The organism is Terrimonas rubra (assembly GCF_042686025.1).
Lineage (GTDB): Bacteria > Bacteroidota > Bacteroidia > Chitinophagales > Chitinophagaceae > Terrimonas > Terrimonas rubra.
The window spans coordinates 1,492,197-1,512,765 of the sequence record NZ_JBHUOZ010000001.1 but is presented as its reverse complement, the minus strand read 5'-3'; the positions used below and the strand labels follow the sequence as shown (position 1 = coordinate 1,512,765).

The following is a 20,569-nucleotide window of genomic DNA, read 5'->3' as shown; positions in this document are numbered from 1 at the left end:
TACGAAGCTACAAGCTTCGTACAGCTAATAAAAAAAACAGACCTGTGAGGTTTTACAATCTTACAGGTCTGTCATATATCTTACAGGCTTCCACCTTATACCTCATACCTTACACCTTCCACCCTAAAAGTACAGCCAGTTGGTTATTAAGTTAGGGAATATACCCAGCAGGATAACAATAACCGCAACGGCCAGCAAAGTATATTTAAACGCATTACTTGCCTGTATATTGGCATTGCCCTGTTTAAAGTACATGGCCTGTATAACCCTGAAATAGTAGTACACACTCACCGCCGCCATTACCAGGGAGAAGATGGCTAACCATAAATGTCCCTTGGTTGCAATTACCGCCTGTATCATGTAAAACTTTGCCAGGAAGCCTGCAGTAAGCGGTATACCAGCCAGTGATAAAATGAATATGGTAATGGCTGCCGCTACCAATGGCTGTTGTTTGGCCAGTCCGTTAAAGCCGTCAAATGTATAATCATCTATTTTGGTCAGCACGGAAAAAATACCGATCGTCGCAAGACTATAAGCAGCTGCATACAATAACAACCCTTCCTGTGCAATACCGTTCATGGCAAATACCGCCAGTAACATAAAGCCTGCCTGCGCAATACTGGAGTAGGCCAGCATACGTTTAACACTGTGCTGGAACACGGCAGTAATATTGCCTATAAATAAAGTAACCGCAGCTAATATGGCCATCCAGAACTGCCATTGCGATGCCAGTACACCGAACGAATCGTTAAACAAACGGAAGAAAGAAAAGAATACCGCAGCCTTAACAATAGTAGCCATGAAAGAAGTAAACACGGTTGGTGCACCATCGTATACGTCAGGCGTCCAGAAATGTAAAGGAGCCACCGATGCTTTAAAAGCCATGGAGAATAATAATAACAACATGCCCGCAATGGCCAAAGGCGAATCAATATTCTTGGTAAAATTAAATAGATCCACGCTAAAGGTTCCCTGGGCGCCGTAAATAAGGGTAATACCCATTAACATTAAGCCGGTGGAGAAACAGCCCATTAAAAAATACTTCAATGCGGCCTCGTTACTTTTTAAGTTGCGCTTATCACTGCCGGTAAGTACGTATAAAGGAATAGATACTATTTCAATACCCAGGAACAGTATCAATAAAGAGTCAAAGGACGATACCAGCACAATGCCACATAACACAAAGAACAGCAGGGCAAAGTATTCCGCATAGTTTACCTTACTTAGTTTTTCCATGTCTTTGGCCGTAAGCAGGAAGTAGACCAGCAGGGCAAAAACAGCGATGCTGATGAACAGCAAAGTATACCTGTCAAACGATAAAAAGCCGGCCGTGTTAATATTAAATAACCTGGTACCGTACATTTCCAGTACGTTCAACACCAGCAAAGCAATGGTTCCGGTAATGCCCATGGTGCGTACGGTAGCGGTATTCTTTACCAGAAAACTGCTAAACATCATTACTACACCTAAAATGGCCGATATCAATAATACGTTCATAACTTCTTTATTACTTCTTCAACAAATGAAGTATGTCAGCTTGTTTTAATAATTCATCTGTAATTGCCTGTGTAAAGTTCAGTGCCGGTTGCGGATACACACCCATTACTATAATTACCACAGCGATCAGGCTTAAAATAATTTTTTCGTTCCATTTAATGTCCACGGCATTTGCTGTTAAAGCATTTACCGGTCCATAAAATACTTTGCGGGTCATACGTAAGGTGTACACAGCACCCAGTATAATACCAAGGCCTGCCAGTACTGTAAACACCACATTATAATTGGTTACTTTAGAATTTAAGATACCATTGAACATTAAGAACTCGCCTACAAAAGCATTGGTAAGCGGTAAAGCAATATTGGCAAAGGCAAACAGTACAAAGAAGATGGCCAGTACCGGTGCTTTTTGTGCCAGGCCACCCAACTCAGACATTTTGCGGGTGCCGAACTGGCGTTCAATAATTTCTACCACCATCCACAACGCAATGATGTTGATACCGTGGTTGAACATCTGTATCATTACCCCCTGGAAACTACTCTGTGTTTCGGAGAAAATAGCAATGGCCATTAAGCCGATGTGCGCAATGGAAGAATAAGCGATCAAACGTTTCATATCATCCTGGCGCATGGCGATCAGGGATGCGTAAATAATGCCGATCACCGCCATAGAGGAAGTAAGATCGCCCCAGCTGTATGCCGCCTGCGGTACAATGGGTAATACCCAGCGTAACAAACCTAATACCCCCATTTTTACCATAATGCCGCTTAGTACCATGGTAGCCGCCGTAGGCGATTGCTCATAGGTATCGGGCTGCCAGGTATGAAAAGGGAAGATGGGCATTTTAACCGCAAAGGCAATGAACAGTAACCAGAATAACCACATCTGGTCGTTATAGGATAATGCCTGTCCGGCTTTATAAAAATCGGCAATGGCAAATGAATGGTTAGGCGTTTGAAAGTAGATATAGATCAGCGCCACCAGCATTAATATAGAACCAAAGAAGGTATAAATGAAGAATTTAAAAGTAACCGGGATACGTTTTTCACCACCCCACTGCGAGCAGATAAAGTACATGGGTATCAAAGCCAGCTCCCAGAAGAAGTAAAACAGTAAGGCATCCATGGCCATAAACACGCCTAACATGCCGGCCAGGCCCAGTAACATCCAGCCAAAAAAGTTTTTAGCATTGGGATATTGACGATGCCAGGTAGCCACAAAAATTAAAGGCAGTGCCAATGCACCTAACAGGCTCAGCGTATAACCCAGGCCATCCAGTTTTAAGGCAAAGGATGCGCCCAGCGGTTGTATCCAATCGGCCTGGAAACTTAAACATTCGGGCTTATTATAAACCGCCAGACCTAAAAATGCCACCAGCAATGTAGCTATTGCCGTAAGCAGCGACCAGTTACGGGCCGTATTGTCACTCTTTAAAAAGAAAGTAACGATACCGCCTAATAATGGAACCAATAATAATAAAAGTGCGATCATATTACAACCTATCCTTTGCAGGATTTTTTTTGTTTATGTTATCAGCTTCGTCCTGTGCCGTTTATCAGCACATTATCCAATCAGCACATTAGCTAATTATATTATTTTCTCAAAAAGAACTGGATCACGAAGATCAGTAAGATACTCACCACCATCAGCAACACATAACTGCCCACCTGGCCGCTTTGTACCCACCTGAACTGGCGGCCGCCATAGTTTACCAGGCGCCCTACCCCGTTAACAATACCATCCACTACTTTTTTGTCAAAAATATTATTCAGGAAATCAGCCAATGCTTTTAAAGGTTTTACAATAATGTTATCATACAGTTCGTCCACATACCATTTGTTCTCCAATACTTTGGCAAAGCCGGTATTTTCTTTTTCTTTATAGTTTTTGTAAATGCTCCAGGCTGCAAACACCATTACCAGTACCAACCCGGTTGACAGGCCCATTAATATATACTCAGTAGTATGAGAAATATGATGCCCTTCAGCAACCGCAATAACCGGTGCCAGGAAATGCGGCAGTTCGTCGCTGCCACCCAGCACTGCCGGTATGCCTACAAACCCACCGATTACCGACAGTATGGCCAGTACAATCAAAGGCAGGGTCATGGCCTTGGGGCTCTCGTGTAAATGATGCTCCTGCTCGTGCGTACCACGGAATTTCCCGGTGAACGTAATAAAGAGTAAACGGAACATATAAAACGCGGTAAGTAAAGCTGCAAATAAAGCAATGCCATACATTACCGGGCTATGCGCATAGGCACTTAATAAAATAGCATCTTTAGAAAAGAAACCGGATAGAGGCGGAATACCGGCAATGGCGATACAGCCGATCACAAATGTCCAGAAAGTAACCGGCATTTTTTTAGACAGGCCTCCCATTTTACGTATGTCCTGTTCACCACCCATCGCATGAATCACACTACCACTGCCTAAGAACATGAGGGCTTTAAAGAAAGCATGCGTCATTACATGGAATACAGCCGCAGCATAAGCGCCTGTACCCAGGGCCAGGAACATAAAGCCCAACTGGCTAACGGTAGAGTAAGCCAATACCTTTTTAATATCGTTTTGTTTCAGGGCAATACTGGCCGCCAGTAAGGCAGTAGCCAGGCCAACCCAGGCAATAATGTTTAACACATCCGGGGCCAGCGAGTATAACACGTTACTGCGGGCAATCATATAAATGCCTGCCGTAACCATGGTAGCGGCATGTATCAGGGCCGATACCGGTGTAGGGCCAGCCATAGCATCGGGTAACCAGGTATATAAAGGGATCTGGGCACTTTTACCAGTGGCACCTACAAATAGTAGTAAGGTAATAACCGTAATATCAGTAGTGGTTAAATGTTTTAGTCCTTCAGCACTGAATACTTCACTGTAAGAGACACTACCCACTTTACCAACTAACCAGAAAATAGCAATTAAAAAAGCCAGGTCACCAATACGGTTCATGATAAAGGCTTTGGAGGCCGCTTTATTGTACTCCGGTTTTTTAAACCAGAAGCCGATCAGTAGATAGGAACATAAACCTACACCTTCCCAGCCAATGAACATGATAAAAAAGTTAGCTCCCATTACCAGCAACAGCATGGAGAACACGAACAGGTTCAGGTAAGCAAAGTACCGGGCAAAATGTTCCGGCTTTTCATCATGCATGTAAGAAGTAGAGTATACATGTATTAAAAAGCCCACCCCTGTAATAATTAAGAGGAAGATGGATGACAACTGGTCAACCTGGAAAGCAAAAGGAATGGTAAGGTTACCAACCGATATAAAGTTAAAGTAGCTCACCACTTCGGTGTTACCACCTTTAACCTGGAAAAAGAAGATCAGGCTTACAATGAACGAAGCCAGGATAGCGCCGCTGCCAATTGTACCTATTGCACCCTTAGAAAGTTTATTACGCCCCAAACCATTGATGAGAAAACCCAGCAACGGAAAAAGCGGAATAAGATAAGCCAGTTGTAAAACGTTCTTCATAACTATGTTTCAATTAGTACAGTCCGAACTAATCTTGTTTCGGTTTTGCTAATTTGTTATCTGAAATATAATGTAGTTAACCCATAAGCTTTTGAGGGCTTAGTGTTTTAACCTGTTTAAAAAGTTTACATCCACCGAATGTATATTTCTATACATCATTACAATAATGGCCAGCCCCACACTTACTTCCGCTGCTGCCACCACCATAATAAAAAATACAAATAACTGCCCGTCAGTACCGGCCGTGGTAAAAGGTGATCCGGCACTTAAGTAATGCATTTTGGAAAATGCCACCAGCAGCAGGTTCACCGCATTTAACATGAGCTCCACACACATAAAAATGATAATGGCGTTACGGCGTGTTAACACACCTACCATACCAATAGCAAATAATGCTAACGAAAGAAATATGTAATAATTTATGGGCATTATTATACCGTTTAAATTTTAGTCTTTTTTACCTAATACTACCGCACCTACCATGGCGCTTAAAAATAATATGCTGCTCAGCTCAAAAGGTATTACATAAGTAGTGAACAGCTCTTTACCCAGGCTTTTAATTAAACCGATATCGCCGGTATTTACCTGTGCAAACTGGCCTTTCAATTCACTGTCCCGCAAAGCCGCTACCAGCACCAGCATTAAACAGCCACCCGCAATACCACCTGCCAGTTTTATCCAGCGGTTGCGTTTGGGTACGGTTGTTTTGTTGAGGTTCATTAACATGATCACAAACAGGAACAGTACCATAATAGCGCCGGCATATACAATAATATTCACCACCGCCAGGAACTGGGCATTTAATACAATATAATGACCCGAAATGGCAAAGAAGGTCATGATTAACCACAATACACTATGTACAGGGTTGCGGCTTACCACTACCATTAAGGCACCAAATAGTGCCAGTATAGATAAAAACCAGAATAATATTTGTGTTACACTCATTGTTCGTGACTAATACCGTTAATGAATATTTCAATTTTTAAATAAAACTGAAATAGTTTATTGCTTTGCTTTATCGCCCAATGCTTTTTTATAACCTTCCGGATCTTCTACCGGGTTGGGTATCAACAGATCCTGTTTTTTATATATAAAACCTGTACGGCCATAGTTAGCCGGTGCAAATGTTTCTGATAAATAGATAGCATCTTTAGGGCAGGCTTCCTCACAATACCCGCAAAAAATACAGCGCAGCATGTTTATCTCATACTTGGCAGCGTATTTTTCTTCACGGTATAAATGCTCTTCCCCATTCTCCCTTTCGGCAGCCTCCATGGTAATGGCTTCCGCCGGGCATGCCACCGCACACAGGCCGCAGGCTGTACAGCGTTCACGCCCTTCCTCGTCACGATTTAAAATGTGCAAACCGCGGAATACTTTAGAAAAAGGTCTTTGCTGTTCAGGATACTGAATAGTTGGCTTTTTCCTAAAAAAGTGTTTAAGGGTGATCATCATGCCCTTGGCAATATTCCAGAGATACAGGCTCTCCAGGAATGTCATCGGCTTCCGATCTACCTGTTTTGACTTATTCGTTAATTGCATTTTAACCCCCATCCCTTACGGGAAAGTTTTTAAACATTATTACCAAGCTATACGTTTAGTAATAGTGTTATCGTTATTTATTATTTCAATGTCGCAAATGTAGTAGTTAGTATTAAGTATTGAGTATTCAGAACTCAGAATTGAGACTAATCTCTCAATATTTTACTTATACCCTATCATTTAAAATTGCCTGTTTTCCTGTTCCTCCGTGTTACTGCTGTTGAACGGAGCGTCGCAACCGCAGCTCCATCAAGGCGCAACAGCTGATAACAAAATTATTTTTTCAGCCACAGGATAACTGCCGCCGAAATGATCATATTTACCAGTGCCAGCGGAATTAATTTTTTCCAGCCCAGGTTCATCAACTGGTCAAAGCGGAAACGCGGAACAGTCCAGCGGATCCACATGAACACAAATACAAAGAACAGTGCCTTTGCCATGATCACGGCAAAGCCGATCAATGACAGCAGGTTCTGGTTTAATCCCCAGGATGCTTCATCCACAAACGGTATATCATAACCGCCAAAGAACAGGCAGGTCATAATTACACAGCTGATGAACATATTGATATATTCTGCAAACAGGTAAAAACCAAGTTTCATAGATGAGTATTCCTGGTGGTAACCAAAGTTCAGCTCACTTTCCGCTTCGGGTAAATCAAAAGGTGTACGGTTACACTCCGCCAGGGCACATACAAAAAACACGATAAAACCGAGCGGCTGATAGATCACGTGCCAGCCATTATCGATCTGGCTTTGTACAATGCTGCTCATTTTCAGGTCGCCCACAAATAGCAACACACCCAGTAAAGCCAGGCCCATGGGTAATTCGTAGGATACCATCTGCGAGGCACCGCGGATACCCGCTAATAAAGAGAATTTATTGTTACTCGCCCATCCACCGATCATAATACCATATACACCTACACTAACTGCAGCAAATACAAAGAGAATACCTACGTTAATATCGGCAATCTGTAATGGCACATCGCGGCCGCCAATGCTTAAAGGCGTGCTCCAGGGAATTACCGCGCTGGTTAACAAAGCCGTGATCATGGCAAGGGCCGGGCCCAGGATGAACAGGAATTTTGAGGATGCCAGGGGAATGATCTCTTCCTTAAAGAAAAGTTTACCTGCATCGGCAAATGGTTGTAACAAACCAAAGGGGCCCGCACGGTTAGGACCTAACCTGTCCTGGAAAAAGCCCGCCACCTTACGTTCGCCGTAGGTGGAGTACATGGCAACTACCATTGATAATGTAACAATACAAACAATCAATAATAATTTCTCAATGATAAAAAACCAGTCAATCGCTAATAAATACATATTGGTTTGTATTACTGTTGGTTGTTTTTATTAAATGTTTTGCCTGTAGCCGGTCCGGGTAACTCACTTAAATGTACACCGGGCTGATTTACATCGCTAATGGAATGTATATCCATTAACATTTTAGGCTGGCGTCCGCCCATTACTTCTACCAGTGTATCCTGGGGTTTATCCAGTGTTTCGTAATGGTTGGCCGATATAACCGATTGACGGCTCACTTTCGTTGGACCTTCAATTACCCAGTCGTTAATATTCTTTCTTTCAAAACGGCATTCATTACAGATCCAGCCGGTTTTACCATCTTCCGTTTTTTTAATCTCACCCCACTCATCTTTACGTGCGGTAACACGTAATACCTCGTTACCACGTTGCCATAAAGTAACTTTGCCGCTGCATTTGGTACAGTTGCAATGTGCATCAACCGGTTTGGTAAACCATACCCTGTTTTTAAACCGGAATGTTTTATCGGTTAAAGCACCAACCGGACATACATCAATAACATTACCAATGAAATCGTTGTCCAGTGATTTTTCAATATAGGTAGCAATTTCCGCATGATCGCCCCTGTCCAGTACGCCATGTACCCTTTTACCGGTTACCTGGTCGGCTGTAAACACACAACGGTAGCAGAGTATGCAACGTGTCATGTGCAGCTGTATATAGTTACCTAAACTGTGTTTGGTAAATGTTCTGCGTTTAAATTCATACCGGGTGCCCTCGCTGCCGTGCTGGTAGCCAAGGTCCTGTAAATGACATTCGCCGGCCTGGTCACAAACCGGGCAATCCAGCGGATGGTTTAACAATAAAAATTCCACCACACCGGCACGGGCATCTTTCACACGCGGACTGGTAATATTTTTTACCTCCATACCGTCCATTACCGTTGTACGGCAACTGGCTACCAGTTTGGGCATCGGTCGCGGATCTTTTTCAGAACCTTTGCTTACCTCTACCAAACAAGTACGGCATTTACCGCCACTGCCTTCCAATGGTGTGTAGTAACACATTGCAGGCGGCGCCACATCGCCACCCACCTGGCGGGCAGCTTGCAGAATAGTAGTGCCGGCTGGCACTTCTATCGTGATGTTGTCAATTGTTACTTTAAATAATTGTTGTTCCGACATTTTTATTTCGCTTTATCCCTGTTAGGATATTATTATTATTAGCATATCAGCACATTCACCAATCGGCTAATTGAAGTTATATACCGCGCCGATCATTGCATTTGCCTGGGCATATACAAAATCCTGTTTTCCCCTTCCTTTAATGCCTTTTTTATGCAACACAATATCCGGCATATTAATGTATCCTGCTTTGGTTTCAAACCTGAACGATAGTTTACGCAGCAGGGTTACCTGTATGCCTCCCTTTACACTGGTTCCGAAACCCGATAAATGAAAGCGGTCATTACGGTCATAATCCAGGAAAGTAGTATTCGTTCTTGGCACCATAATGCCTGCTCCGCCACCATACAAATACCCCACATGTACTTTCTCATCCGGTGATTTGTATATATTCCCCAGTTTTTCCAACTCCACATTTACATAGTTCAAACCATCGGTATGTTCAAACTTTAAAAAGTCATCTGCAATCACCATATTACCGTTGTACACACTTTTGTATTTCCCTTCATGCTCAACTACACCTGTTACCCTTGCTACCTGGTTCTGTACCATTACATATTTCATATGGTCAATACCAATCGTAATCGCCAGGTCATCTTTCAGGTAGTACCCTACCCGCAGGTTTGTTTGCGGAATAGTGATCCTGTCGGCCCGCAGGTAGTTATAAAGACTTACATTACTCGGCCTGTCCTTTGCTTTTAATTTATGCAAGGTCAGATCATAATCCTCACCTTTAATTTTCAAAGTGCTGTTGGTATAAGCTCCCCGGTTCCAACCCCAGTAGGCGAAAACCGAGCCTTTCCTGTTTGCACTTGTTTTACGTACCGTACGTGTAGTACCGGTTACTACATTATTTACCTGGGTAAATGCCCTGGTTGTTCCCATTAATACTAAAAAAAGAACTGTAATTTTCCTGAGATTCATAATACTTATCTTAAATAGATCCTATCGCCTGCAATCGTCCTTGTTCATCCTATATTAAGCCACTACTTCCAGTGCATCGGCATAATGCGCTAAGCCGAAGTTGCGTGTTTGCGCTTCTGCGGCATTTGTTACATGCCATTCAAACTCGTCCCTGAAATGCCTGATAGCTGCTGCAACCGGCCAGGCCGCTGCATCACCCAAAGGGCAGATCGTATTACCTTCAATTTTACGTTGTATATCCCACAGTAAATCAATATCGCTTGATTTACCCTCGCCTTTTTCCAGGCGTAGTAAAAGTTTTTCCATCCAGCCAGTTCCTTCACGGCAGGGTGAACATTGTCCGCAACTTTCGTGGCGGTAAAAACGGGCTAAAGTATAGGTATGTTTTACTACGCACTGGTCTTCATCCAGTACAATAAAACCACCCGACCCCATCATGGTACCGGTTGCAAAACCACCATCCGAAAGGCTTTCGTAGTTCATCATCCGTTGTTCACCCTTGGCTGTTTTTAACAACAGGTTGGCAGGTAAAATGGGTACAGATGAACCGCCCGGGATACAGGCTTTTAAACGTTTACCGTTTTTAATACCTCCGCAATATTCATCACTGAAAATAAATTCTTCTACCGATATGGTCATGTCAATTTCAAACACGCCCGGTTTGTTAATATTACCACAAGCCGAAATAAGTTTGGTGCCGGTTGATTTACCTACACCGATCTTCGCATACTCATCACCACCTTCGTTAATAATGGGTACTACCGCCGAAATGGTCTCCACATTGTTTACCACCGTAGGACAGCCCCATAAACCTTTTACGGCCGGGAAGGGTGGTTTAATACGGGGGTTGCCGCGTTTACCTTCCAGTGATTCCAGTAAAGCAGTTTCTTCACCACAGATATAAGCGCCGGCACCACGCTGTACATGTATATCCAGGTTATATCCTGTGCCTAAAATATTATTGCCTAACCAGCCGTTTTGTTTGGCTTCGTTAATAGCCTGTTCCAGTATATCCACTATCCACCAGTACTCACCACGGATATAGATGTAGGAATTATTGCTTCCCAACGCATAGGAGCTTACGATCATTCCTTCTATCAGCAAATGCGGGATAAACTCCATCAGGTAACGGTCCTTAAAAGTACCCGGCTCCGATTCGTCGGCATTTACCACCAGGTAACGGGGAATACCTTCCGGTTTGGCCAGGAAACTCCATTTCATACCGGCAGGGAAACCTGCACCACCACGTCCGCGCAATCCACTCTTTTTTACCTCCTCGGTCACTTCATCGGGAGTAAGGGTTTTGAGGGCTTTTTCCACGCTGCGGTAACCACCTTCGCGGCGGTATACATCGTAGTAGCGAATGCCTTCTACCTTATCGTTTGCTAATAAAAGTTTTCGTCCCATTGTATGCTTTATGCGTTCCGCTTTATGCTTTATTAATTTTTTGCTGCAGCCTCTGCCCTGCATTCGTTAATGATCTGGTCCACCTTTTCCCTGGTCAAATGCTCCCGGTAATGTTTTCCCAGCTGCATCATGGGGGCATAACCACAGGCTCCCAAACACTCTACAGTTTTTAAAGTAAACATACCATCTTCGGTGGTTTGCCCTGGTTTAATGTTCAGCTTTTCACCAATGTATTGTATAATATCATCGCTGCCGCTGATCATGCAGGGGCCGGTCTGGCATACTTCAAACAGGTATTTACCCACCGGCTTCAGGTTATACATACTGTAAAAGGTAGCTACCTCGTATACTTCGATAGGTTCTATCTGTAATAAAGTGGCTACATAATCCATTACAGGTACATCTAACCAGTTACCAAACTGTTGTTGCGCCAAATGCAATACCGGCAGCAACGCACTTTTTTGTTTGCCGGCCGGGTAGCGGGCAATCAGGCGTTGTGCTTCCTGCATTGCTGTTTCAGTGAACTGTACACTCATCTGTTTTATATTTCGTGGTTACCCGTTTTAGCGGTAACCTGCATTTTTATTTTTCTTTTCTTCTGTCCAATAGTGTTATTATATTCCCGAAACAAGTTCGGGATGCTGCAAAATGCCCAATAGCGTTAATGCAGCAGAACGGAGCGTCGCAAGTAAAGTTCAATCAGAGAACTATTGCTGACATTTAAAAGAACCTACCATTTACCTTCCCGCACCATTTAATAATGAGACTTTCATTATCAAATTTTCAAATTGACTAATTATCTAATTGCCTACGCATCCATTTCACCCGCTATCAGGTTCAGCGACGACATTACTATAACGGCATCACTTAACATAGCGCCTTTGGTGAGCTCCTCGTAAGCCTGGTAATAAATAAAACAAGGCCTGCGGAAGTGTAAACGGGCCGGCGTACGGCCACCGTCACTGATGAGGTAATAGCCCAGCTCACCATTAGCCGCTTCAATGGAATGGAATACCTCGCCTTTAGGCATATCAATTTCACCCATGATGATCTTGAAATGCCAGATCAGTGCTTCCATTTTGGTATACACATCTTTTTTCTCCGGCAGGTAGTATTCCGGCACATCGGCATGGTATACCTCGGCCTCGGCGCCTTTAAACTGTTTCAGTTTATCCATTGCCTGCCTGATAATATTCATACTCTGCCACATTTCCTCGTTACGTACCAGGAAACGGTCGTAACAATCGCCGGTAGTACCTACGGGAATGGTAAAATCAAAATCCTCGTAACTGCAGTAAGGATTATGTACCCGCAGGTCATAATCAACACCCGCAGCACGCAGGTTTGGACCGGTGAAACCATAGTTCAATGCTCTTTCGGCGCTGATAGGTCCGGCTCCTATTAAACGGTCCATGAAAATACGGTTGCGGTTAAAGAGGTTTTCAAACTCCTTTAACACAGCAGGGTATTCGTCTAAGAATTTTTCAATTTTACGGAAGGCGATATCATTAAAGTTTCTTTCAAAACCGCCGATACGGCCAATATTGGTGGTAAGCCTTGAGCCGCAAACTTCTTCGTATATTTCATAGATCAGCTCGCGGTATTGCATTACATATAAAAAGCCGGTGAAAGCGCCGCTGTCCACACCCACGATAGAGTTACAAATAAGGTGATCGGCAATACGGGCCAGTTCCATTACAATAATGCGCAGGTAATCGACACGTTTGGGCGTTTGCACGCCTAACAGCTTTTCGCAGGTCATATGCCAGCCCATATTGTTTAAGGGCGAAGAGCAATAGTTTAACCTGTCGGTAAGCGGGGTTATCTGGTAGAGGGGCCTGCGTTCGGCAATTTTTTCAAAAGCGCGGTGTATATACCCGATGGTTTGCTCGGTAGATACAATACGCTCACCATCTAATTCCAGGATGTTCTGCATTACACCATGCGTGGCCGGGTGCGTTGGCCCCAGGTTCAGCGTGGTGGTTGTTTTTTCTATGCTACCCTCGGGTAGTTTTATATGCTGTTCAGACATGCCAGCTAATAGTTTTTCTTCGTAGTTTATTTGCCTTAATGTTTCTCTTCCAGCGATGTTGTCTGGTCGGCGTTATTATAGGTAATATTGCCACCGCGTCCAAACATCTCATCGTCTTTATCTATACGTCCCTGGTCTTCCAGCGGGAACTCTTTACGCATCGGGAAATAGTCCATTTCATCCACGTTTAAAATACGTTTCAGGTTTGGGTGGCCTACAAAGTTGATACCGTAAAAGTCATAGGTTTCCCTTTCCATCCAGTTGGCCGTAGCAAACAAACCTGTTGCCGTATACACATCGGGTGCAGCCACAGGTGTAAACACTTTAAAACGTAAACGCACGTTATCTTCCAGGTTATGCAAATGATATACAACCGCCAGTTCATTGCCGGTATTGTCGGGGTAGTGCACACCGCACAGATCGGTCATGAAACGGAATTTCAGTTCCGCATCGTCATATAAAAAGCTCAGTATTTTCAGGTTTTGTTCTTTCACTGCTACAAAACTCAGCATACCATAACTTTCTTCGAAACCGGTAACTGCTTCGCCAAATTTATCCTGTAACCTTTGTTGTATATATTCGTTGGTTAACATTGTTGTGAACCATTATTTCGTTTCTAAAAATAGTACCTTCTTACTGAATGCCATAGCTTTCCAGTAAAGCCTTGTATTGTTGCCCGTTACGGCGGCGCAGTTCTTCCTTACCTACCAGATCCTGTATGCGTAATACACCATCAATGATAGCTTCGGGACGGGGCGGGCAGCCGGGCACATATACGTCCACGGGTATTACCTGGTCAATTCCCTGTAAAACACTGTAGGTATCAAAAATACCGCCGCTGCTGGCGCAGGCGCCTACGGCAATTACCCAGCGGGGTTCGGCCATTTGCAGGTATACCTGTTTTACCACGGGTCCCATTTTTTTAGCAATGGTGCCCATTACCATTAACATATCGCACTGGCGGGGGGAGAAACCTACCCTTTCGCTGCCAAAACGGGCCAGATCGTAGGTAGAGGCCATAGTGGCCATAAATTCAATACCACAGCAGGAGGTGGCAAATGGTAAAGGCCACAGCGAGTTTTTACGGGCAAGGCCTATTACCGAGTCCAGGGAAGTAGCAAAAAAGCCCTGGCCCTGATGCCCTTCCGGCATGTCGACCATGCTGATATCGTCTACCAGTGGTTTTTGTTTGATGTTGTATGATACCGGACGTGACATAGTTCTAATTTGATAATTTGGTAATTAGAAAATTTGAAAGTGCAGGCATTTATCAAAGTTCCCTTTAAGTGTCTGCACTAATCTTCCCATTTTAAAGCACCTCTTTTGAGGATGTAGGTAAACCCGCAAAGGAAAAAACCTACAAACATCAGCACGGCTGCAAAACCCGGCCATCCCAGGTCTCTGAAATTAACAGCGTAGGGATAGAAAAAGATCACCTCTACATCAAATAAAACGAATAAAATGGCTGTTAAAAAGTATTTAATAGCCATGGGCTGTCTTGCCTCACCGTGGGAGTCGATACCACTGGTAAAATTCTGCAGTTTATCGGTGGTTTTACGTTTGGGTCCCAGCAGGTGGGTCAATATCATTAACACAACTACAAGGCCTACAGCAAAAACAATTTGTAAGGCAATAGGCAAATACGTATCTGCGCTGTCGACAGCGATATGGGTTTGAAGTAAGTGGATCATAATTTTTTACCCTAGTGGCAAAAATAAGGCAGCAACGCCAATAAACCTTGTATTTATACAAAGAAATAGCCCCGGATGGTCGTCCGGGGCTACAATTATGCTAATAGTAGTTATTATGCCTGTTATTTGCTGCCTGCACTACCGGTACCTCCGGCTGGTTTGGGCTGCGCTCTCAGCTTTTTCAGGTAATCGTTTAACTGGTCAATATTTGACTGTAAACTTTCTTTACGAGCTGGATCGGCAGTCACATCTTTTAAGAGTACCAGGTAGGCTACGGTATTTTCGTAATCCTTCATCTTGTTATAGGTTTGTACCAGGTAACCATAAACAGCGGGAAATTTAGCCGCATATTTTGCACTGTCCTTACGGATAAAGGTTAACCACTCATTGGCCGCAGGAATAGCCAGGCTATCCATTTTGGCAGTATCCAGCATTATAGCGGTGTTATACTTCCACTCCCAGCCATATTCCTGGTCAGGATACTCGGTTGTCATTCTTTTTGCCAGGTCATAAGCCGGGCCAAACTGTGCTGCTTTATAGTTTGCGTAAGTAGCATAAAACAGGTCGTTAATGGTAGGCTTAGGCTTAATTTCCAGCAGTTTGGCATATAATGCACTTTCGTTTTTAGACTGCTGTTTTTTGCGGAAAAGTTCAATACCTTCTTTCAGGATATCCAGTTTACCGCTTTCAGTAGTATCAGACTTAATACCATCCAGGAAGCTTTGCAGGGCTACGCCTTCCTGGCCCGGAATAGCAGAATAGATATTTGCTTTCAGGGTATAATCCAAAGGTTTGATCTCTTCTGATTTTTCTTTGGCAAAATATTCATCCACATATTGTTTGGCAGATACGGTATCCCCTTTGGCAACATAAGAGTCCGCCAGTAATTTGTATACTTTAGGTTTAGGCTTGCCCCCTGTTTTTGCAATAATGTCTTTGGCACCGGCAATGGCTTTATCATAGTTTTTCAATGCCCAGTCCATAGAGTACTCCAGGTATGCATTTTGCGGATCGGCATCAGCACTTTCTTTAAATTTCTGTGCATATTGTTTTGCTTTTTCTACATCCACACGCATGTAGTAGTAGGTCAGCTCGTAATAAGCCGGCGCAAAACGGGGATCTTTTGTAATAGCCGTATTCATATATTCTACAAACATCTCCCAGTTCCTTTGCGACTGGAACAGCATACCGTTACGGTAAGCAGGTACGGGGTAAGTAGGGTCGATACGGGTAGCTTCTACCAGGTTTTTAAACACTTCACCACCGTTCTCACCTGGTTTTTGTTTACGCAGGGCGTTGGCAAGGTTTAACAGGATATCAGCTTTTAACCGTACATCTTTTACATTGGCCTGTGAGGCCGCCTGTAATTTTTCTACGGCAAAATTTATATCACCTTTTTTATCAATATGGTCATATACTTCGGTAATGGCTTTACCAACAGCATTTAAAATTTCAGGATCATCTCCTTTACGGCCTTTACTGATAGTTAATGCCGATTCAAAACGCTGGCGGGCATCCTGCATTTTGTTCTCCTCCAGGTCTACCTGGCCTTTACCAACCAGCAACAAAGGAGCATTAGCACTTGTGGTAAGGGCTTTATCATAAACGCCTTTAGCGCCTGCAATATCATCTTTTTTCAAAAATGCCTGACCTAACCAATAAGTAGCTTCGATGTTATTAGGATTTGAAGCAACCAATTTTTCAAATACTGCTTTTGCACTTTCAACCCTGTCAGAATAAAGGTCTTGAATCCCTTCCTGCAGCGACTGTGCCTTTACACCTGTTACCATCAACAGTGTCGCAGTCATTAGACTCAATGTAAACTTTGTTTTGTTCATCTGTTCTCTTTTATTGTGGTATAAAAAAATACTTTATTTATGTTATTCAACCGGCCCTTCTTTTAACGCCATTTTCCTGATACTAAAATCACGGAGCATCGGCGCCAGGTAAGCTCTTTTAAAAATCAACTGCCCGATCTCGTCTTTTAAAAAAACGGCAAAGCCGGTTGCCAACCCCTGGTATGGTTCTTTCAGTATATATACCAAATCGCGTACCATAGGGTATTTTCCCCTGTAAACATTTGCCGGCATAGGTAAAACATATTTACCCGCCGAGTCGGTGCTTTCAATATAAGCTACCTTAATTTTTTTCAAAAAACTTTGCTGTAAGCTATCATCCTGGTTACCCACCCAGCTTACGCCTATAAAGCCCACTGCCGAAGGATTTGAAGCGATAAAGTTGATCACCGAATCACTGGTCCTGGCCGCCATCGCATCGGGCGAAAGTTTGGCACCTTTCAATACACTATCGACGAGATAACGAACCGTTCCCGTTGCTTTAACCCCGTCAAAAACCGGTGTTAATTTTTTGCTATAGTTACCGGTCAGTATCTGTTTTACCTCCTCCATGGTAAAAGCAAAGTCGGGTGCATCCGGGTGTACAATCACGGCAATGGCATCGCGTGCTACTACCTCCTGCCTCACCGCTACTTTCAAAGAGTCTGCTATAAATTTTCTTTCACTTTCCGATATTCTCCTGGTGGAAATGATCAGCGGAATTGAATCTATCCATAAATCGTTCCAACTATCAACTTCCGGTTTATACTGAACATTTATTTTGGTACCTGGCCTGTTCGATTCGTATACCTGAACCTGAGCATCAATAACCGGTTTAAAAGTTTCATCAACACTAATAGTTGTTACACCTTCAAACGGGGTGCTGTTGCCCTGCTTTGTTTTTTTGCCATCGTTGCCGCAAGCCGCTAACAAAGTAGCCGCAAGGCTAAAAGCTACTATATTTTTTAACAGTCCCTGCTTCATTAATTGTCTCTAAAATAATTTTTCTTATATCCCCTGTACAACCGCCATATACCATATGCTGCAAACAATCCACCTGCCAGTATATCTGTCCAGTCTGGCTGCCTTCCGGCAATAATTACATTGAATTTTTTTCTAAGTAAAAAAGCCAGTCCCAGCAAAATCCAAAACACGCCCATGCCATAATCGGTTATTGACCGTCTTAAAGCATATTGTTTTCTTAGCTTATCATCGTACGCATCTTTCATACTTTTCTGAAGTGGGATGGCAATTTATTGTTTTTTTTTAAAACATCGTGACAAAAAGTGCCCGGATCAGACGGTAAATGAGAATTTTTAATGACAATCTGTAAAAAAATGACCAGACTCATTAAATCCATAATTTTTTTGTTGTCAACGTCCCCGCCCTGATGTATCCCGGTTGCGACGCTCCGTTCAGCTGCTTCACCCCTATTCAGCAATACTATCTACGGTTTTCCAGTGGCAGCCGGCTTCACGGCTCATTCCTTTATACTAACACTTGTTTCAAAGATGCTTTATCAATTACACGATTAACCGTTAGTGTTAAATAAATGTTATCCCTTTTAATTTTATCTTCAATTATATGATCATTTTACTGCCGGAATTCCATAAACCGCTTTGTTAATCCTACCCCGTAAAATGATGCTGTTACCCCTGCTTACCTAAATAATGTTGTAGTACCTTTGCGCCATGAAAATAATGATGGTTTGTTTAGGTAATATTTGCCGCAGCCCTTTGGCCGAAGGGGTACTACAGCACAAGGCGGATGCAGCAGGCCTAGACTGGCAGGTAGACAGTTCAGGAACAAACGGGTATCATACCGGCGAAGCCCCGCATAAATTATCGCAAAAAGTAGCATTATTACATGGCATCGATATCAGTGAACAGAGGGCCTGGCGTTTTAAGGCATCTTTTTTTGACGAATACGATAAGATATATGTGATGGCCCATGATGTACTGGCCGATGTACGGCGCATTGCCGGCAATAAGTTTGATGCCGCTAAGATTGATTTTTTACTGAACGAGTTAACTCCCGGTACCAACCAGGACCTCACCGATCCGTGGTATGGCGAGGAGCCGGGTTACCACGATGTATATGCCCTGATAGATAAAGCCTGTGATGCGATATTGGCCAAACACACGATTAATCTGGCAATTTGATAATTAGGAGATGTACCAAGTGGTGATTGCCGGTAAAGCAGGAAACCTAAACATTGGCCAATAGCATTACCGGACGCACAAGTGTGCGACGCAACAGACGATGATAGTAGTACTGTTGCTGATAACATAATTAAAAATAAAAACCGGGTAGCCGGCAACTGACATAGTATGAGCAAACCTTCATTGCCCCAGGGCACAAGAGATTTTGGACCGGCCGTGGTGCGTAAGCGTAATTATATTTTACAGACCATCCGTAGGGTTTTTGAGCTGTATGGCTATGAACCCCTTGAAACGCCTGCCATGGAAAATATGGAAACCCTGCTGGGTAAATATGGCGACGAAGGTGATAAGCTTATTTTTAAAATATTGAATAACGGCCTAAGCGATGCCAAGAACATAGAGAAAGGCAAAGCTGCTTTTGAAAATGTACTGGCCGGAAAGAACGATAAGAATCTTACCGAAAGGGCCTTGCGCTACGACCTTACCATTCCCTTTGCGCGTTATGTGGCCATGAACCACGGGCAGCTGGCATTACCCTTTAAACGTTACCAGATACAACCGGTATGGCGTGCCGACCGCCCCCAGAAAGGGCGCTACCGCGAGTTTTACCAATGCGATGCCGATGTGGTGGGCAGTAAGTCGCTGATCAATGAAGTGGAATTATGTATTATTTACGCCACCGTATTTGAACAACTGGGTATTGATGTTACCATCAAGATCAATAACCGGAAAATTTTAGGCGCCCTTGCAGAAGTAGCCGGAGCCACGGATAAGTTCACCGCCATTACCGTTGCCATTGACAAGCTGGATAAAATTGGTATGGAGAAGGTAAAGGAAGAATTAGCGGCGAATGGTTTGCAGCCTGAACAAATAGCCATTGTTGAAAGTTACATTTCTATTAGTGGTACTGTAAGCGAAAAACTACAGGCATTACAACAACTGATCGGGGAAAGTGAGTCAGGAAAAACCGGCTTGCAGGAATTGCAGTATGTAACCGGGAGTTTTGTACAATTTACCGGCAAACAAAACCTGGAACTGGATACTACCCTGGCACGGGGTTTAAATTATTACACCGGCTGTATATTTGAAATCAAAGCCAATAATGTACAAATGGGCAGTATTGGTGGCGGTGGCCGTTACGATGACCTGACCGGCTTGTTTGGCGTACCCAATGTTCCGGGTGTAGGTATTTCCTTTGGTGTGGACCGTATATACGATGTATTGGAAGAGTTGCAGGCTTTCCCTGCTTTTACCAGCAGCAGTACCAGAGTATTGTTCTTTAATTTAGGTGAGCAGGAGTCGGCAGCCGCATTTACCCAGATGCAGTTGTTACGCAAAGCAGGCATCAGCAGCGAACTGTACCACGAAAATGCAAAGTTTGACAAACAGTTTAAATACGCGGAGAAAAAGCAGATCGCTTATATTGTCATCATTGGTACCCAGGAGTTAACCAACGGGGTTGCCAATGTAAAAAACCTGACTACCGGCGAACAGGTTACCGTATCGTTTAACGAGCTGGCCAATTATTTTACCCGCCTGTAATT

At 43.5% G+C, this 20,569-nt stretch carries 20 protein-coding genes; 2 read left to right on the top strand and 18 right to left on the bottom strand.

Features of this window, described 5'->3' with window-relative positions; genetic code table 11:
- Positions 1-123 precede the first annotated feature (123 nt).
- From ACFS6H_RS06380 to ACFS6H_RS06295, 18 genes are all read right to left on the bottom strand, one after another.
- Positions 124-1,497, bottom strand: a complete 1,374-nt coding sequence (locus tag ACFS6H_RS06380) for an NADH-quinone oxidoreductase subunit N (protein WP_386096416.1) — start codon at positions 1,495-1,497, stop codon at positions 124-126.
- A 10-nt stretch (positions 1,498-1,507) separates the two neighbouring features.
- Positions 1,508-2,989, bottom strand: coding sequence for a complex I subunit 4 family protein (locus tag ACFS6H_RS06375; RefSeq protein ID WP_386096414.1), 1,482 nt, complete (start codon positions 2,987-2,989; stop codon positions 1,508-1,510).
- 101 nt (positions 2,990-3,090) lie between these two features.
- Positions 3,091-4,980: an NADH-quinone oxidoreductase subunit L gene (gene nuoL / locus ACFS6H_RS06370; RefSeq protein WP_386096412.1), complete on the bottom strand. Its 1,890-nt coding sequence runs from the start codon at positions 4,978-4,980 to the stop codon at positions 3,091-3,093.
- A 99-nt stretch (positions 4,981-5,079) separates the two neighbouring features.
- On the bottom strand, positions 5,080-5,409 hold the full coding sequence (gene nuoK, locus ACFS6H_RS06365; RefSeq protein ID WP_449343074.1) for an NADH-quinone oxidoreductase subunit NuoK: 330 nt from the start codon (positions 5,407-5,409) through the stop codon (positions 5,080-5,082).
- Between the two features lie 18 nt (positions 5,410-5,427).
- The gene (locus ACFS6H_RS06360; protein ID WP_386096410.1) at positions 5,428-5,928 is read right to left on the bottom strand and encodes an NADH-quinone oxidoreductase subunit J family protein; all 501 of its coding nucleotides are present in this window, start codon (positions 5,926-5,928) and stop codon (positions 5,428-5,430) included.
- Between the two features lie 57 nt (positions 5,929-5,985).
- On the bottom strand, positions 5,986-6,537 hold the full coding sequence (nuoI, locus tag ACFS6H_RS06355) for an NADH-quinone oxidoreductase subunit NuoI (protein WP_386096408.1): 552 nt from the start codon (positions 6,535-6,537) through the stop codon (positions 5,986-5,988).
- Between the two features lie 263 nt (positions 6,538-6,800).
- Positions 6,801-7,850, bottom strand: coding sequence for an NADH-quinone oxidoreductase subunit NuoH (nuoH, locus tag ACFS6H_RS06350; protein ID WP_386096406.1), 1,050 nt, complete (start codon positions 7,848-7,850; stop codon positions 6,801-6,803).
- Positions 7,851-7,861: 11 nt separating this feature from the next.
- On the bottom strand, positions 7,862-8,974 hold the full coding sequence (locus tag ACFS6H_RS06345; protein WP_386096404.1) for a 2Fe-2S iron-sulfur cluster-binding protein: 1,113 nt from the start codon (positions 8,972-8,974) through the stop codon (positions 7,862-7,864).
- Between the two features lie 66 nt (positions 8,975-9,040).
- On the bottom strand, positions 9,041-9,898 hold the full coding sequence (locus ACFS6H_RS06340) for a hypothetical protein (protein ID WP_386096402.1): 858 nt from the start codon (positions 9,896-9,898) through the stop codon (positions 9,041-9,043).
- Positions 9,899-9,952: 54 nt separating this feature from the next.
- A complete protein-coding gene (gene nuoF / locus ACFS6H_RS06335) occupies positions 9,953-11,305 on the bottom strand; it encodes an NADH-quinone oxidoreductase subunit NuoF (RefSeq protein WP_386096400.1) in 1,353 nt (450 codons plus the stop codon).
- A 32-nt stretch (positions 11,306-11,337) separates the two neighbouring features.
- The gene (locus ACFS6H_RS06330; protein WP_386096398.1) at positions 11,338-11,841 is read right to left on the bottom strand and encodes an NADH-quinone oxidoreductase subunit NuoE family protein; all 504 of its coding nucleotides are present in this window, start codon (positions 11,839-11,841) and stop codon (positions 11,338-11,340) included.
- Positions 11,842-12,113: 272 nt separating this feature from the next.
- A complete protein-coding gene (locus ACFS6H_RS06325) occupies positions 12,114-13,337 on the bottom strand; it encodes an NADH-quinone oxidoreductase subunit D (protein ID WP_386096396.1) in 1,224 nt (407 codons plus the stop codon).
- Between the two features lie 35 nt (positions 13,338-13,372).
- A complete protein-coding gene (locus tag ACFS6H_RS06320; protein ID WP_386096394.1) occupies positions 13,373-13,930 on the bottom strand; it encodes an NADH-quinone oxidoreductase subunit C in 558 nt (185 codons plus the stop codon).
- Between the two features lie 40 nt (positions 13,931-13,970).
- Positions 13,971-14,555, bottom strand: a complete 585-nt coding sequence (locus tag ACFS6H_RS06315) for an NADH-quinone oxidoreductase subunit B (RefSeq protein WP_386096392.1) — start codon at positions 14,553-14,555, stop codon at positions 13,971-13,973.
- Between the two features lie 77 nt (positions 14,556-14,632).
- Entirely contained in the window at positions 14,633-15,028 is a 396-nt protein-coding gene (locus ACFS6H_RS06310) for an NADH-quinone oxidoreductase subunit A (protein WP_386096390.1), read from the bottom strand.
- Between the two features lie 122 nt (positions 15,029-15,150).
- Entirely contained in the window at positions 15,151-16,836 is a 1,686-nt protein-coding gene (locus tag ACFS6H_RS06305; RefSeq protein ID WP_386096388.1) for a tetratricopeptide repeat protein, read from the bottom strand.
- A gap of 72 nt (positions 16,837-16,908) precedes the next feature.
- Positions 16,909-17,847 (bottom strand): PstS family phosphate ABC transporter substrate-binding protein, encoded by a 939-nt coding sequence (locus tag ACFS6H_RS06300; RefSeq protein WP_386096384.1) that lies wholly within the window; start codon positions 17,845-17,847, stop codon positions 16,909-16,911.
- Positions 17,847-18,092 (bottom strand): hypothetical protein, encoded by a 246-nt coding sequence (locus tag ACFS6H_RS06295; protein WP_386096382.1) that lies wholly within the window; start codon positions 18,090-18,092, stop codon positions 17,847-17,849. The genes ACFS6H_RS06300 and ACFS6H_RS06295 overlap by 1 nt, the downstream gene beginning before the upstream one ends.
- Before the next feature lie 471 nt (positions 18,093-18,563).
- Between ACFS6H_RS06295 and ACFS6H_RS06290 the strand changes: the two genes are divergently transcribed.
- Together ACFS6H_RS06290 and hisS are read left to right on the top strand one after the other, a co-directional pair.
- Positions 18,564-19,025 carry a low molecular weight protein-tyrosine-phosphatase gene (locus ACFS6H_RS06290; protein WP_386096380.1) on the top strand — a complete coding sequence of 154 codons (462 nt, stop codon included), beginning with the start codon at positions 18,564-18,566 and terminating at the stop codon, positions 19,023-19,025.
- 168 nt (positions 19,026-19,193) lie between these two features.
- A complete protein-coding gene (gene hisS, locus ACFS6H_RS06285; protein ID WP_386096378.1) occupies positions 19,194-20,567 on the top strand; it encodes a histidine--tRNA ligase in 1,374 nt (457 codons plus the stop codon).
- Positions 20,568-20,569 lie beyond the last annotated feature (2 nt).